Genomic DNA, 15,554 nt, shown 5'->3' with positions numbered 1-15,554 from the left:
CACTTAATGAGGTTTAACCATGACATTAGCTTGTTTAGAAACATTGGGCGTTAATACGCTAAAGCAGGGCGATACTTTTTACAGTGTCCTAACCGGTAACCAAGTAACGTTGGGCCAAGGCGCTGCATTCTCTGCACACAGCCCGATCGATGGCGCTAAGTTGTCTCAATTTAACAACGCGACGCCAGCACAGCTTGATGCCGTGAATGCTGAACTTCAAGAAGCATTTAAAGCACTGCGTGTTATCCCAGCACCACGACGTGGTGAATTGGTTCGCCGTATCGGTGAAGAAGCGCGTAAATACAAAAATGAATTGGCGCAAGTGATCTCCCTAGAAGCCGGTAAGATTTTGCCTGAAGCACTAGGTGAAGTTCAGGAATGGATCGATGTGTGTGACTTCGCTGTCGGTCAATCGCGCATGCTACACGGTCTATCGATTGTTTCTGAGCGTCCGGGACACCGCATGATGGAACAATGGCAACCCCTTGGTCCGGTTGCTGTGATCACGGCGTTTAACTTCCCGATGGCAGTTTGGGCATGGAATGCGATGCTAGGTCTAGTATGTGGCGACCCAATCCTATTGAAGCCTTCTGAAAAAGCGCCGCTTTGTGCCTTAGCCATGTACCAAATCGCACAAAACGTTATCGCTGAGATGCCAGACATTCCAAAAGCGTCTGTTAGTGTCATGATCGGTGGCCGCGATTTAGGCGAAGCGATTTCTTCAAGCCCTGTTTTCCCTCTGGTGTCTGCGACAGGTTCTACGGCAATGGGTAAAGCGGTTGCGCAAACCGTTGCTGCACGTCTAGGTCGTTCTCTACTAGAGCTTGGCGGCAACAACGCTATGATCGTGTCTGAAACGGCGGATCTTGATCTTGCATTGCGTGCGATCGTGTTCTCTGCAGCGGGTACAGCAGGCCAACGTTGTACAACACTGCGTCGCCTGATTGCCCACGAATCGATTGTGGATGGTTTGGTTGAGCGTGTGGCGAAATCTTACGGCACATTACGCATTGGTAACCCACTAGAAGAAGGTAACCTAGTTGGGCCACTTATCGATGAAGACAGCTTTGCGCGCATGCAAAATGCACTAGAAGCAGCGAAGGCTCAAGGCGGCGAGATCATCTGCGGTGGTGACCGTGTGACGGACGGTGTTCCAGCAGGTGGTTTCTATGTGAAGCCAGCGATCGTTCGTATTGCTCACGATGCGCCAATTGTTCATGAAGAAACCTTCGCGCCAATCATGTACGTACTGACGTACAGCAACTTCGAAGAAGCAATTGAGATCCAAAACGAAGTGCCACAAGGTCTGTCTTCTGCTGTATTCACAGAAAGTATGCGTGAAGCAGAATTGTTTATGTCTCCTGCTGGTTCTGACTGTGGTATTGCCAACGTTAACATCGGTACTTCTGGTGCAGAAATCGGTGGTGCGTTCGGTGGTGAGAAAGAGACTGGCGGCGGTCGTGAGTCAGGTTCTGATGCATGGCGTAACTACATGCGCCGTACGACAAACACGATCAACTACGGTGGTGATCTTCCTCTGGCACAAGGTATCGTGTTCGAATAATCGATATCTGCGCTCCAGTGGTGAAATAGGCGAGTGTTTGCTCGCCTATTTTGGTTTGGGTCTTTTATTTGCCTGTTTTGTTTAAGAGGTCGTCTCTATGTCTTTGCAACCTTGTGACTCTCTGTGGCGCGCCAGTGCGCCGGCTGCTCCCACTCTTAATGCGTTAGATCAGGATCTAGACGTCGATGTAGCCATCGTTGGCGGTGGTTTTACCGGTCTGTCAGCGGCCCTTCATTTGGCTAAGTTTGGTGTCTCGGTTGCACTGGTAGAAGCCGCTGAAGTAGGTTTTGGTGGTTCTGGACGCAATGTTGGTTTGGCCAATGCGGGTCTTTGGTTGGAGCCGGATGACTTAGACCGCCAGTTGGGTGCAGAAGCAGGGCGAGCCTTATACGATGCCTTAGCGGTTGCCCCTGATTATGTCTTTGGATTGATCGAAGAATACAATATCGAGTGCGAAGCAACCCGCAATGGTACTTTGCACTGTGGTGTTGGCAAAGCAGGTTTAACTCAGCTGAAGCGTCGATGTGAGCAAATGCAACAACGAGGCGCGCCGGTGGAGCTGTTGAATACAGCGGATGCACAAGCTCGAATCGGTTCTGAGAAATTCAATTCAGCTCTGTTTGACCCTCGCGCTGGAACGATTCAACCGCTAGGTTATGCACGCGGACTGGCTCATGCTGCTGTGAAAGAAGGTGCGCAGCTATTTGATCAGTCTCCTGTCGAAAACATTACTCCTGATGGCGAAAGTTGGGTCGTTAAAACGGCGAAAGGCAGTTTAAAAGCAGAACGTGTTATCTTAGCCACCAACGCATACGGTGAGTATGGTGTCAAAAATGAAGCACGTAAGTTTGTGCCAATTTTTTATAGTCAGTTAGCGACTAAGCCTTTAACGGAAGAGCAACTGAAAGTGGTTTTGCCAAACAAAGAGGGCTGTTGGGATACCTGTACGGTCATGAGTTCCTTCCGTATGGACCAGCAAGGGCGTCTTGTGTTTGGTGGTATGGGCGGTGAAAAGCATTACCATGCGAGCTGGGCGTCTCAGCGTGTAAAAGAACTATGGCCAGTGCTGCAAAAAGTAGAATGGGAGTTTAGCTGGACCGGTAAGATCGCTTACAGTGAAGACCACTTGCCTCACTGCCAACAGTTGCAGCGTGGTTTGTTCAGTGTGGCAGGGTACAGCGGTCGCGGCATTGGTCCTGGAACGATCATGGGCAAAGAGCTTGCTGAGTGGTTCACAGGTCGACGTGATAGTTTGTCTGCGCCAATGACCACACTACGTGATATCCCGTTACGTGAAGTGAAACGTATGTTTTACGAAGTAGGGGCTCATACTTATCATGTGGGTCAGCGAACTCATGTTTTAGACTAGCAGTCTAGCCGTATGATTTCGCAATAAAAACAAAGGAATGCGTAATTACAACACATTCCTTTCCGGTCATAATAGGCGAATGCTGAGACTTGCGGTACAGTTACAGCCTTTCCCTAACTTCAATGTAATAATGGCAAACGAATGCGGAGATACATCCCCTCTTCCACAGCGCTAAAATGTTTCGAAGCGTCTGTTAGACATCTTAGCTTTACCCGTGCAGCGCAGGAGCTTCACCTAACGCAGAGTGCGGTCAGCCGACAAATACGTAACTTGGAAGAGTTCTTGTCCCGTGATTTGTTTATTCGACTGAATAAACGTCTGGTGTTGACCAGCACTGGCGCAGCCTATTACAAAGAAGTCGTGCCGCTATTAGACAGCATGGAAAATGCAAGTTTGCGTATGTTGCATCGAGAAGATGAAAAAACCACGCTGACCATCTCCGCATTGCCAACTTTTGCGTCCTACTGGCTCATGCCTAAATTGGTCGCTTTCCAGAAATTGCACCCACAGTTTCAAATCAAAGTTCGTTCCCTTGATGATGCGGCAAAAATCGACCCAGAAAGCATTGATATCATCTTGCACTACGGCGGTGATCATTGGCCTCGGGCGGTCAGTCATCATCTTTTAAGTGAGCAAGTGGTTGCAGTCTGTGCGCCAAGTTTATTGGATGGGGCTGACAGTTCCTCCTTTAGCGCGGGACATGCACTTGAATACCCACTGTTGCACCTCTCATCACGAATCAATGGCTGGCCAGATTGGTTAGCGGCCCATGATTTAGAGAGTGATTCTCTGGCTGGCCCAGCTTTTGCCCATTTTCATATGCTTTTGGAAGCGGCGAAGCATGGTATGGGTGTGGCGATTTTACCAACCATTATTGCCGAGCAAAGTCTGTTAGACGGCTCACTTATCGCACCTTTTGGTGCTCCGATTGATACCCCTCATGAATACCTTCTGTCTTATCCCGGCGATAAGGCTGACCTCGAGCAGGTCGTTACCTTCCGCGATTGGCTGCTGAATAGTGTAGCAGGCGTTAGTAAGAATTAATTACGTCCATAGGCTGTCCTTGGCTGTAAAGCTCTAGGACGCCTATGGTAGTATCGATGTAATGGCCAAATTACAGATCGGGATACGTAATTATGAACAAGAAAACCACGGCATTATTTATTTTAGACGGATGGGGTTACAGCGAAACCTCTACATCGAATGCGATCGCAGCTGCGAACACGCCTAACTGGGATAAGCTTTGGGGCGAGCGTCCTCATACGCTGATCAAGACATCAGGTATGGCGGTTGGTCTACCTGAAGGTCAAATGGGTAACTCTGAAGTAGGTCATATGAACCTAGGTGCAGGGCGTGTGGTCTACCAAAACTTTACGCGTATCAGCAAAGCCATCGACGATGGTAGCTTCTTTGAAAATGAAGCCCTGCTTGAGACCGTAAACAAAGCCGTGGCGGCGGGTAAAGCCGTTCATATTCTTGGTCTTGTTTCTCCTGGTGGTGTACACAGTCACCACGAACAAATTATGGCAATGAGTGAATTGGCTGCGCGCCAAGGGGCGAAAGCCATTTACATTCATGGCTTTACCGACGGTCGTGACACACCACCGCGTTCCGCTCAAGGCCCGCTTGCAGAGATCGACGCTAAATTGTCAGATCTTGGCGTAGGCCGTATTGCTTCGCTAACGGGACGTTACTTTGCGATGGACCGTGATAATCGTTGGGAGCGTGTTGAACAAGCTTACAACGCTATTGTACTTGGCCAAGCGGAGTACCAAGCTGAGTCAGCTAAAGCTGCTATTGATGCGGCGTACGAGCGTGATGAAAACGATGAGTTCGTAAAAGCGACTGTCATTGGCGAACCGGTTGCGATTGAAGATGGCGATGCGGTGATTTTTGCTAACTTCCGTCCTGACCGTGCGCGTCAATTAACTCGTGCCTTTACTGACGCGGACTTTTCTGGCTTTGAACGCAAAGCGGCACCAACGCTTGCAGGTTTTGTGACGTTTACCGAATATGCTTCAGACATCAATGCGTCAGTTGCTTACCCACCAGTGGCATTGAGTAATACACTGGGTGAAGTGCTGTCGAAAACAGGTAAAAAGCAACTTCGCATTGCTGAGACAGAGAAATACGCGCACGTTACCTTCTTCTTTAATGGTGGCGAGGAAGCGGTGTTTGATGGCGAAGAACGTGAATTGATCCCATCTCCTGATGTCGCAACTTACGATCTAAAACCGGAAATGAGCGCGCCAGAAGTCACTGACAAGCTGGTTGAAGTGATTGAAGCGGGCAAATACGACACCATCATCTGTAACTTTGCCAACGGCGATATGGTTGGCCACAGTGGTATCTTCGAAGCGGCTGTTGCTGCAGTGGAAGCTGTGGATGCATGCTTGGGTCGTATTCTTGTGGCGCTTGAGAAAAATGGTGGCCAATGTTTGATTACGGCCGACCACGGTAACGTTGAACAAATGTTAAGTGACGATGGCACTCAGCCGCTGACTTCTCATACACTTGAGCCAGTACCACTAGTGTTGGTGACACCAGAGTCAAGCTGGTCTATCAAGGAAGGCGCTTTATGTGACATCGCTCCGACCTTGCTAGAGATGATGGGCATGGATGTGCCTGCAGAGATGACGGGCCGCAGTCTATTGGTACGCTCTTAATGAATGTCAAAGGGAATCATCATGGGGTTTAAAGCCTGTTTGTTGATGCTCATGGTTATGTTGTCCAGCGCAAGCTGGGCAGCGGAACCGAAAACACCCGAAGAAGCACGCCAGCAGATCCAAGCGTTACAGCAAGATCTGGCTAAGTTAAATGGTTGGCTCAAAGAGCTTAAAAGCGAACGTTCGAGTGTCGAACAACAGCTTGAAAGCAAAGAGAAAACGATTAATGACTTGTCTAAGCGCATTTTGGAGTTACAAAAAAGCCTAGAAAAAGGTGCGCAGCAACTGCAGAACTTGCAAACGCAGCAACGCAGTCTTCAGCAAAGCATTCAACAGCAATACCAACAGATAGCCGCCCAACTTCGGGCGGTTTATCGTTCTGGTAGCAGCGAAGGCGTTCGCTTCCTACTGGATGACCTCCCTGTCGATGAGTCCATGCGCTTAATCCACTACAACCGCTACTTTTCCACTGCCCGCCAGTCTCTTATTAACGGCTTTAGTTCAGAAGTCGATGATCTTAATTTGATCGAGAAAAGCATTCGTAGCCAACGCGCTCAAATGGTTCAAGAACAGTCTGACTTAGAGAAACAGCAAGCGCGAGTACGCGAAGAACAAAGCCAACGTGAAAAAATATTGGCGAAAATTGAAACTGATTTAAATTCTGGGGATCAAAAAGCCAAACGCTTGCAGCAAGACCAGGCGCAAATGCAGTCCTTGCTAAAACAACTAGAGCAAGCCTTGGCAGATATACAGATTCCTGACCAAGAAACCCCATTTGGCTCACAAAAAGGAAAGTTAATTCCGCCTCTTAACGTGATCAAACGTATGCCAGATAATTCACAGATTAATTTAGGCGGCGTCACGTTAGCAGCCAATACGGGAGACAATGTCCGCGCAGTGCACCATGGTCGAGTGGTATTTTCCGATTGGATGCGTGGTTTTGGTTTCTTGATTATTTTGGATCACGGCAGCGGCTACATGTCGTTATACGGCTACAATCAAAGCTTACTCAAAGAAGTTGGAGAGTGGGTTAACGCCAACGACGTCATTGCGACGGCGGGCAGCTCTGGTGGTCGAAATGTATCCGGACTGTTTTTTGCCATCCGTCATAATGGCGAGCCGGTTTCAGCACTGTCTTGGCTTCGTAAGGGCTAGTATCAATATTGAATAAGGATTTGAACATGGTTGCTTTCACTCGTCACCTAGTCATGGGAGTGGCTGGAGCACTATTACTGAACTCTGCTTGGGCCGCACCTGAAATGGAAGCTGAGCCAGCACCGATCCCATTGGCGCAGATTCAGACGTTTGTTGAAACCTTCGAAACCATTAGCGCAGGCTACGTCGAAGCCTTGGATGATGAAGCGATCCTCAATAAAGCTCTTAAAGGTATGGTGTCCTCGCTAGACCCTCACTCCGAATACCTGACCAAAGAAGAGGTTGAAGCGTTTGATGAACAAACCTCAGGCAACTATGCCGGTATCGGTATTGAAGTTGAGATGGTCGAGGGCAAACTGACCGTGGTTTCTCCGATTGATAATTCCCCAGCCGCAAAGGCAGGGATCAAAGCGGGGGATGTCATTGTACGTATTAACGATCAGTTGGTATCGGGCACCAGCTTGCAAGAAGTCGTGACTTTGATGCGCGGCAAGCAGGGCACGGAAGTCTTACTGGACATTGATCGCGATGGTGAAATCAAACAATACTCAATCAAACGTGCGGAAATTGAAGACAGTAGTTTAAGTAGTGAATGGCTTGGCAACGACATCGCTTACATTCGAGTGAGTCAGTTTTTAGGTAACTCTGCCAAAGACTTTAGGAAAGAGCTGACGTCGCTTCAGGCAGAGCACACGATCAAAGGTTTAATCATCGATTTGCGCAATAACCCAGGCGGGGTGTTGCAGAGCGCGGTCGGTATGGTCGATGCGCTGATTGACGAGGGGATGATTGTCTATACGGATGGGCGACACGAATATTCAAAAACAGAGTTTAAAGCCAGTGCCGACACAACCTTGCTCCCAAATGCACCGCTAGTCGTGTTGGTGAACGAAGGCTCTGCATCAGCTTCTGAGGTGTTGGCTGGCGCGATTCAAGATCATCAGCGTGGCTTGATTTTAGGTACTGAAACATTCGGTAAAGGCTCAGTGCAGACAGTCGTACCCCTAACCAGTGGCGCAGCAGTCAAGTTAACCACCGCCCTCTATTACACACCTAACGGTCGTTCGATTCAGGCACAAGGTATCATGCCTGATATGGTCATCCCGCAGGCTAAAGTAGAGGTTGAAAAAGGACGCTTTTTCATCAAAGAGGCTGAATTGAAAGGGCATCTTGGCAACGGTACGGGTGGTAAAGAGCGCACCAGCTCAGATGTAGACAATAAGTTAAACGAGTTAGCGACGAACGATTTTCAATTATTTCAGGCGTTTTCCGTATTGCAGAGTGCGCAGCAGTTTTTGGTTCATTAATGTTTAAACGCAGTATTGTTTTAGGTGTTTTGTTAGGCTTTTCGTCGTGGTCATGGGCCGGAGCAGACGAGATTGATGTGACGCAGAAGGATTTGTTGCCTTTTCCTAAGTTAGATCAGGTGCCATCTAATACTCAAACAAAAGGGATGTTTCCTTTTGTATTACCTGCTCCAGAAGCGTCGCACCCTTGGCCGCCTTTATTTAAAAAGCTTTCCAAAGAAGAGGTAGTGCAGTCTACGACAGCAGATCCTGTCATTTCACCTAGCGCGATGTCAGAAATGGATGCTTTACCAAAGCCTCCAAAGATCGCGGTGGTCATCGATGATGTGGGTTATAACCGCAGAGGGATGGACGCGTCATTAGCTTTGCCACTGCCTGTCGCGTTGGCGATCTTACCGGAAACTCCCTACGCTAAGAAAGCCGCAAAGAAAGCAAGGTTGCAGGAGCGTGTTACCATTCTACATGCCCCTATGGAAAATGAGCGTGAGCTGAAACTGGGTCCTGGTGGCTTGTATGTCAAAATGGATGAACAATCCTTTAAGGCAACGCTGCGTGCGGATTTAGACAGCGTGCCCAATGTAACAGGCGCTAATAATCATATGGGAAGCTTGCTCACCACACATAGGCAACATATGGAGTGGGTTATGGATGTTATGGCTGAGCGTTCATTGTTCTTTATTGACAGCTTAACCAGTGCTAAAAGCGTGGCCCATGTGGTAGCTACCGAGAGAGGCGTGCCGACAGTAACTCGTGACGTCTTTTTGGATAATGTGCGAACGCAAAAAGCAATTGATTTACAATTCCAAAAGCTACTCAAAAAGGCCCACGAACATGGCAGTGCCATCGCCATAGGGCACCCTTACCCTGAGACGACAGACTACTTACAAAAGCGATTAAATGCTCCGCTTTCTGCACAATTAGTGACCATTAATCAGCTGCTAAAATAGCAGTTTTGATGAGCTAATTAAGACTTCCTAGGAGTTCTTTTATCTTCTTTGGCTGATTTTTTGTACTGATGTCAGTTAAATATTTCATGTGAAGGCCCGCTTTTAGATTTTTTATCTGAATTTTGTAACTTTCTACTCAATTTATATTCTTATTTTCATGCCCTGTTATTGACCGATTTTTATTCAAAGAGTATGGTTTGTGTTCACTAGTAGTGCACAATTGAAAATAAATTTCCATGATTCTTGCGTTTTTATAGCAATTTATAGGGATGTGAGTTTCTGGAACGCTTCTTGCTATTTTTAGAATAACGATAAAACCAAAATGAGTAGGAGTTCATAGCATGTCTAAAGCAGTTGTTAGAAAAACGCTTATTTCATTAGCTGTCGCAAGCGCGGCGGCTGTTGCACAAGCGGATGTGGTAATTGGTGTTGCGGGTCCGATGACTGGATCTTCGGCTACTTTCGGAGAGCAGTTATGGCTAGGTGCTGAAAAAGCTGCAATGGATATCAATGCGAAAGGTGGTATCAATGGCGAAATGATTAAGCTTGTAAAAGCTGACGATGCGTGTGAACCCAAGCAAGCTATCTCTGTTGCAAACCGTCTGGTTGACTCAGATGAAGCGGTGGCGGTTGTGGGCCATTTCTGTTCCGATAACTCTATTCCTGCATCTAATATATACGCTGATGCAGGTGTGCTTATGGTAACACCTGCCTCTACAAATCCTACTCTAACTGACCGAGCTTTGCCTAATGTTTTCCGAGTGTGTGGTCGTGATGATCAACAGGGAGATGTGGCAGCGAGCTACATAGTTGAAAATTACCCAAGTAAAACAGTAGCTATTATTCATGATAAAACCACTTATGGCCAAGGACTTGCTGATGCTATGAAGGTAGTCATGAATAATTATGGTGTTCAGGAGGCACTCTACGAAGGACTGACTAAAGGCGAAAAAGACTTTAATGCTTTAGTTACAAAGATTCGCTCAGTTGACGCAGATGTAGTCTACTTCGGTGGTTTACACTCTGAAGCGGGCCCACTAGTACGTCAAATGCGTGAACAAGGTCTAACGGCGAAGTTTATCTCTGGTGACGGTATTGTGTCGGAAGAATTTGTTTCAGTAGCTGGCTCTCCAGATTACGTAGATGGCGTATTGATGACATTTGGTGCGGATCCAACCTCATACCCTGCTGGTAAAGAAGTGGTTGACAAATTCCGTTCAGAAGGTATCGAACCAGAGGGGTATGTAATGTACTCTTACACAGCACTTCAAGTTGTGGCTTCTGCTTTGGGTGCAAACGACCTTGATCCTGTTGCTGCCTCTGAATGGCTACACAGCAACAAAGTTGACACTGTAATGGGAACTAAGCAGTTCGATGATAAAGGTGACCTGTTGGTATCTGACTACGTCATGTACGAGTGGGATGCGAACGGCAAATACTCAATGATGGATAACTAATCATCGCCATCGATTGATTTAAGAGGCGCTTTATGGGCGCCTCTAACTCTCCCTGCTCCAATCTCCCTTAGAGGTTTTCTTCGATGGATATCATTCTTCAGCAGTTGGTGAACGGCCTAACACTTGGCTCTGTTTACGGACTCATCGCAATCGGATATACCATGGTTTACGGCATTATCGGCATGATCAACTTTGCCCATGGTGATGTGTACATGGTTTCTAGTTATCTCACCGCTATTGCGATCGCTTTACTTACATTTTTTGGTATGGAATCGTTCCCGATCATTATTTTTGGGACGCTTATTTTCACTATCGTCGTAACCGGCGCCTATGGATGGGTAATAGAACGAGTGGCTTATAGACCGCTTCGTAACTCTAGCCGACTTTCGGTACTCATTTCTGCTATCGGTATGTCGTTGATCCTGCAAAACTATGTGCAGATCTCACAGGGGGCTCGCCAGCAAGGTGTTCCTACATTATTAACGGGTGCTATTCGTTTCGATGTGGGTGATGGTTTCGTGCAAATCACTTACATGAAATTGTTTATCCTGTTTGCTGCCTTCTTAGGAATGGGTGTACTTACTTACATTATTCAAAAGACGAAGCTGGGGCGTATGTGTCGTGCGACGCAGCAGGACCGTAAAATGGCTTCGATTCTGGGTATCAATACTGATCGAATCATCTCGTCTGTTTTCGTTATTGGAGCGGCTATGGCGGCGCTAGCTGGTGTATTAGTTACACTGGATTATGGGGCTTTTGATTTTTATGTTGGCTTTATCATCGGTATTAAGGCGTTTACTGCTGCGGTACTAGGTGGGATTGGTTCCTTGCCAGGTGCCATGCTTGGTGGGGTTATCTTAGGGCTATCAGAAGCGCTCTTTGCAGGCCTTATTTCTTCAGACTACAAAGACGTATTTTCTTTTTCTCTCTTGGTGATTATTTTGATTTTCCGTCCAAGTGGTCTTCTGGGTAAACCTGAAGTGGAGAAAGTGTAATGAGCCAACAAACAAATGGAATCAGCATGGCGTCGGCGGCGAAAGACACCATCATCGCTGGCTTGTTAGCACTGATTGTGTTCGGCCCAGTGGTGGGCGTACTGCTGGATGGCTATGAATTCAATTTACGTGCTGGAGATGTTGCGTCAATTGTTGCGGTGGTCATGACGGGGCGCTTTGCTTTGTCTGTGTTCTCACAAACAGAGTTTGGTAAAGCCTTTTTATACCGCCAGTCTACGAAAGATGATGGGGTTGTGGTTACGGCGCCAGACTATAAAAGCAAAATGCGTTTTATTATTCCTTTGGTGATTCTCATTGGTTTATTCGCACCTTTTATCGCGTCTAAGTATGTTCTAACCATCGTAATTTTGGGCTTGATCTATGTTCTTCTAGGCTTGGGCTTGAACATCGTGGTGGGTTTAGCAGGCTTGCTGGATTTGGGCTTCGTAGGCTTTTATGCCATCGGCGCTTACGGTTTAGCACTTGGTTATGAAAACCTTGGACTTGGTTTTTGGTCAATGATGCCACTTGCGGCCATTATGGCGGCCATCTCTGGGGCGATACTCGGTTTCCCTGTGCTACGAATGCATGGTGACTACTTAGCCATCGTAACCTTAGGCTTTGGTGAAATCATCCGACTGGTGCTGACCAACTGGACCGAATTTACTCACGGCCCTAGCGGTATTTCCGCTCCTGCACCAACTTTTTTTGGTCTTGAGTTTAAAAGGAGAGCAGTGGAAGGGGAGACTTTTCATAATTTCTTCGGTATTCCTTACGATTCTTCTTACAAATATATTTTCATATATTTAGTGTTGCTTTTTGTAGTATTAGCTGTTTTAGGTATTAAGCACCGCCTTACTCGTATGCCCATAGGTCGTGCTTGGGAAGCATTACGTGAAGATGAAATCGCCTGTCGTTCGCTTGGTCTTAACCATGTATTGGTGAAATTATCAGCGTTTATGTTAGGTGCCTCAACGGGTGGTTTAGCTGGTGTTTTTTTTGCTACATTCCAAGGGTTTGTAAATCCTACTTCATTCACTTTCTTCGAATCTGCTTTGATATTGGCGATCGTGGTATTAGGCGGTATGGGCTCGACAGTGGGGGTTGTGATCGCGGCCTTTGTCTTGACGGTTCTACCAGAAATGCTGCGTGAGTTCGCCGATTACCGAGTTTTGATGTTCGGTATCTTGATGGTGGTGATGATGATTTGGAAGCCTCGCGGTTTGGTACGTGTCACACGTACTGGTTTTGCGACGAGAAAGGGGACGGTTAAATGAGCCAAGATAACATTCTAAAAGTTGAAAACTTGGTGATGCACTTTGGTGGTATTAAAGCGCTTAATGACGTGACCTTTGATATCAAACGAGGCTCAGTTTCTGCACTGATTGGCCCAAATGGTGCGGGTAAAACCACGGTTTTTAACTGTCTGACGGGCTTTTATAAAGCAACAGGTGGTAGCATTCTTTTGAATGCTGGTGGCAAGCAAACCAGTGTTGTAAAGGTGTTGGGTGAAAAATTTAAAGGCAGCGATTTCACATCACCTACGTCTTTCTTTGAGCGTGTGAAATATAAGATGTTCGGCGGATCACACCTAGTAAACCGTGCTGGCTTGGCGCGTACTTTCCAAAACATTCGCTTGTTTAAAGAAATGTCGGTGGTTGAAAACCTACTGGTAGCTCAGCACATGCGAGTTAACCGCGGCATGATGGCGGGTATTCTGAATACCAAAGCATTTCAAAAGTCAGAAGAAGAAGCTTTGCAGCGTGCCTTTTATTGGCTGGAAGTGGTGCATTTGACTGAGTTTGCTAACCGTTTAGCGGGGGAGCTTTCTTACGGCCAGCAGCGTCGTTTGGAAATCGCCCGTGCGATGTGTACGAACCCTGAAATTGTGTGCTTGGACGAGCCTGCTGCAGGTCTTAACCCATCGGAAACGGAAGCATTGGCTTCCATGATTCGCGTGTTAAGGGATGAGCACAACACCACGGTGCTGTTGATCGAGCACGATATGGGGATGGTCATGAACATTTCCGATTACATCGTAGTACTGGACCATGGTGAGGTGATCGCTAAAGGTGGGCCAGATGATATTAAATCAAATCCTAAAGTCATCGCGGCTTATTTAGGTGCTGAAGAAGGTGAAGAGGTGACTCTATGACAACCCTATTAGAGTTTAAAGATGTTGATGTTCACTACGGACCGATTCAAGCCCTTAAAAAAGTCAGTCTAGATGTCAAAGAAGGTGAGATCGCTACCATGATCGGCTCCAACGGTGCTGGTAAATCTACCTTGTTGATGTCGATCTTTGGTCAGCCGAGAATCTCAGGCGGTCAAATCATTTATCGAGGCGAAGATATCTCACAAAAGTCAGCCCATTACGTGGCGTCAAACGGCTTAGCGCAATCACCTGAGGGGCGTCGAATATTCCCTGGTATGTCGGTAGAAGAAAACCTTTTGATGGGAACGATACCGATTGGTATGGAGCATTGTGACGAAGACATGCAACGCATGTTTGAGCTGTTTCCACGCCTCAAAGAGCGCCGTAATCAACGAGCATCCACCATGTCTGGTGGTGAGCAACAAATGCTTGCCATCGCACGTGCGTTGATGAGTCGTCCAAAGCTGTTATTGCTGGACGAGCCGAGCTTGGGATTGGCGCCGATCATTGTTAAGCAGATCTTCAAGATCTTGGAAGATGTGGCCAGCACAGGCATGACGATCTTTCTTGTGGAGCAAAACGCCAACCATGCCCTGAAGCTTGCAGACCGTGGCTATGTGATGGTTAATGGTGAGATTCGCCTCACGGGGACTGGTGAAGAGTTGCTGGTAAACCCTGAAGTACGTGAAGCGTATCTGGGCGGCCACTGATGATTAAAGGCTCACGCTAGATGAGCCAAAGCGAAAAGGACCACCTAAAAATATCATAAAGGGGAACCAAAAACCGAGTCTGCTCAAGTCTCGGTTTTTTTATGCGCGAAACTGCTTCCCCGTGAGGATATCCAGCACCTGTGAAGGTTTTGCTGCATCGCCTACAGACTGATCGAAGATGGCGTCACAACGATCCTGGAAATACGCCAGTACCTCTGCTTTGCTTTTAGCTGGCTCTAAGCCTGCAGGGTTAGCTGAGGTGGAAACGATGGCACCATCATAGGCATTGCATAGCTCAATTACAGGAACATGCTGACTTAAGCGAATGGCAACGCTTTGGTGCTCACCGCGAACCCAGGCGGGTGTAATGGTCGTGTCTGGCACCACCCAAGAGGTGGGGGAATCTGTTTTGGAAATCAGGCGCTTGTATGCATCGATTGGAAGGCATGCTTGCCAAGGCGTCAGCTGTTGTGCATCGCCTGTAATCAGGATCAGCCCCTTTTCAATTGGACGTGATTTTAGATTAAGAATCTTATGGACGGCTTGTTCATTAAATGGGTCGCAGCCTAAGCCCCATACGGCTTCAGTTGGGTAGGCAACCACGCCACCTTGGCGCAGGATGTCTGCAATTTTGTCAGGGTTAGATGAGATCAGCATGGTAAACTCCGTAAAAACGTGTCACGGAGTTTACTGATAACTTGAGTCAACGGCCAGCGCTGTTGCTGCCGTTGCGAGAGATTTACGAAAGTTGCTCGATTTTCTCTTTGATTTCAGCGATCTTACTCGTCATAACGCGCTCAAGATGGTCTAGTTCTTTAACTAGGTCTTCTTTGGTTAGCTTATCTTCAAACTCTTGGCCTAATAGACGGCCAAGTTCGTCTACCGCACGCAAAACAACTAGTGAAGGCTCACTAACTTCACGGTATTGCTGTTGTCCACCATCTGCCAATACAGTGCGAGTAGCACGACCGAATTTGAACTTCTTGCTTTTTGGTAGCAAAGAGCCTTTTTCGCGACGGTAGTAGATCTTTAGAACGTCAAAGCCACCTTCGTAGCGAAGGGTGTACTTTTCGATGTTTTCAAAGCTGTTAATGCCCATTGACTCAAGAGTTGGGTACATAAGTAAATCCTTATTTTAGTGCCGTTTCAGTACTCTTTATGTAAGGGTATTGTTGTCAGAAATGCAAGAAAAAGTGATAGGAAAAGTCTATAAACGACACCCTTCTATG

General features: G+C 47.2%; 14 protein-coding genes. 12 read left to right on the top strand and 2 right to left on the bottom strand.

The window, feature by feature from the left end:
* Positions 1 to 19: 19 nt before the first annotated feature.
* The 12 genes from amaB to ACXAC1_RS04520 all read left to right on the top strand — a co-directional run bounded on the left by amaB (position 20) and on the right by ACXAC1_RS04520 (position 14,325).
* Positions 20 to 1,564, top strand: coding sequence for an L-piperidine-6-carboxylate dehydrogenase (gene amaB / locus ACXAC1_RS04575; protein WP_475059311.1), 1,545 nt, complete (start codon positions 20 to 22; stop codon positions 1,562 to 1,564).
* Between the two features lie 97 nt (positions 1,565 to 1,661).
* On the top strand, positions 1,662 to 2,933 hold the full coding sequence (locus ACXAC1_RS04570; protein ID WP_475059309.1) for an NAD(P)/FAD-dependent oxidoreductase: 1,272 nt from the start codon (positions 1,662 to 1,664) through the stop codon (positions 2,931 to 2,933).
* A gap of 141 nt (positions 2,934 to 3,074) precedes the next feature.
* Positions 3,075 to 3,977 (top strand): LysR substrate-binding domain-containing protein, encoded by a 903-nt coding sequence (locus tag ACXAC1_RS04565; RefSeq protein WP_475059307.1) that lies wholly within the window; start codon positions 3,075 to 3,077, stop codon positions 3,975 to 3,977.
* A gap of 92 nt (positions 3,978 to 4,069) precedes the next feature.
* Complete coding sequence (gpmI, locus tag ACXAC1_RS04560; RefSeq protein WP_475059304.1) at positions 4,070 to 5,599, top strand: 2,3-bisphosphoglycerate-independent phosphoglycerate mutase; 1,530 nt, start codon at positions 4,070 to 4,072, stop codon at positions 5,597 to 5,599.
* 21 nt (positions 5,600 to 5,620) lie between these two features.
* Complete coding sequence (locus ACXAC1_RS04555; RefSeq protein ID WP_475059301.1) at positions 5,621 to 6,754, top strand: murein hydrolase activator EnvC family protein; 1,134 nt, start codon at positions 5,621 to 5,623, stop codon at positions 6,752 to 6,754.
* A gap of 26 nt (positions 6,755 to 6,780) precedes the next feature.
* A complete protein-coding gene (locus ACXAC1_RS04550; protein ID WP_475059299.1) occupies positions 6,781 to 8,061 on the top strand; it encodes a S41 family peptidase in 1,281 nt (426 codons plus the stop codon).
* Positions 8,061 to 9,008 carry a divergent polysaccharide deacetylase family protein gene (locus tag ACXAC1_RS04545; RefSeq protein ID WP_475059296.1) on the top strand — a complete coding sequence of 316 codons (948 nt, stop codon included), beginning with the start codon at positions 8,061 to 8,063 and terminating at the stop codon, positions 9,006 to 9,008. The genes ACXAC1_RS04550 and ACXAC1_RS04545 overlap by 1 nt, the downstream gene beginning before the upstream one ends.
* A 341-nt stretch (positions 9,009 to 9,349) precedes the next feature.
* On the top strand, positions 9,350 to 10,465 hold the full coding sequence (locus ACXAC1_RS04540) for a branched-chain amino acid ABC transporter substrate-binding protein (RefSeq protein WP_475059293.1): 1,116 nt from the start codon (positions 9,350 to 9,352) through the stop codon (positions 10,463 to 10,465).
* A gap of 83 nt (positions 10,466 to 10,548) precedes the next feature.
* The gene (locus tag ACXAC1_RS04535) at positions 10,549 to 11,460 is read left to right on the top strand and encodes an ABC transporter permease subunit (RefSeq protein ID WP_475059290.1); all 912 of its coding nucleotides are present in this window, start codon (positions 10,549 to 10,551) and stop codon (positions 11,458 to 11,460) included.
* Positions 11,460 to 12,737, top strand: coding sequence for a high-affinity branched-chain amino acid ABC transporter permease LivM (gene livM, locus ACXAC1_RS04530; RefSeq protein ID WP_475059287.1), 1,278 nt, complete (start codon positions 11,460 to 11,462; stop codon positions 12,735 to 12,737). The genes ACXAC1_RS04535 and livM overlap by 1 nt, the downstream gene beginning before the upstream one ends.
* On the top strand, positions 12,734 to 13,615 hold the full coding sequence (locus ACXAC1_RS04525; protein WP_475059285.1) for an ABC transporter ATP-binding protein: 882 nt from the start codon (positions 12,734 to 12,736) through the stop codon (positions 13,613 to 13,615). Before livM ends, ACXAC1_RS04525 begins: the two co-directional genes overlap by 4 nt.
* Positions 13,612 to 14,325, top strand: a complete 714-nt coding sequence (locus tag ACXAC1_RS04520) for an ABC transporter ATP-binding protein (RefSeq protein WP_475059281.1) — start codon at positions 13,612 to 13,614, stop codon at positions 14,323 to 14,325. The genes ACXAC1_RS04525 and ACXAC1_RS04520 overlap by 4 nt, the downstream gene beginning before the upstream one ends.
* Positions 14,326 to 14,424: 99 nt before the next feature.
* On the opposite strand, the gene tsaC is transcribed toward ACXAC1_RS04520, so the two are convergent.
* Complete coding sequence (tsaC, locus tag ACXAC1_RS04515) at positions 14,425 to 14,982, bottom strand: L-threonylcarbamoyladenylate synthase type 1 TsaC (protein WP_475059278.1); 558 nt, start codon at positions 14,980 to 14,982, stop codon at positions 14,425 to 14,427.
* Positions 14,983 to 15,064: 82 nt separating this feature from the next.
* Positions 15,065 to 15,445, bottom strand: a complete 381-nt coding sequence (locus ACXAC1_RS04510) for a DUF3461 family protein (protein WP_475059275.1) — start codon at positions 15,443 to 15,445, stop codon at positions 15,065 to 15,067.
* Positions 15,446 to 15,554 lie beyond the last annotated feature (109 nt).

The organism is Marinomonas sp. AWM4_232, from assembly GCF_056158325.1.
The sequence above is the reverse complement of the archived record's forward strand: the minus strand, read 5'-3'. Positions and strand labels throughout refer to the sequence as shown.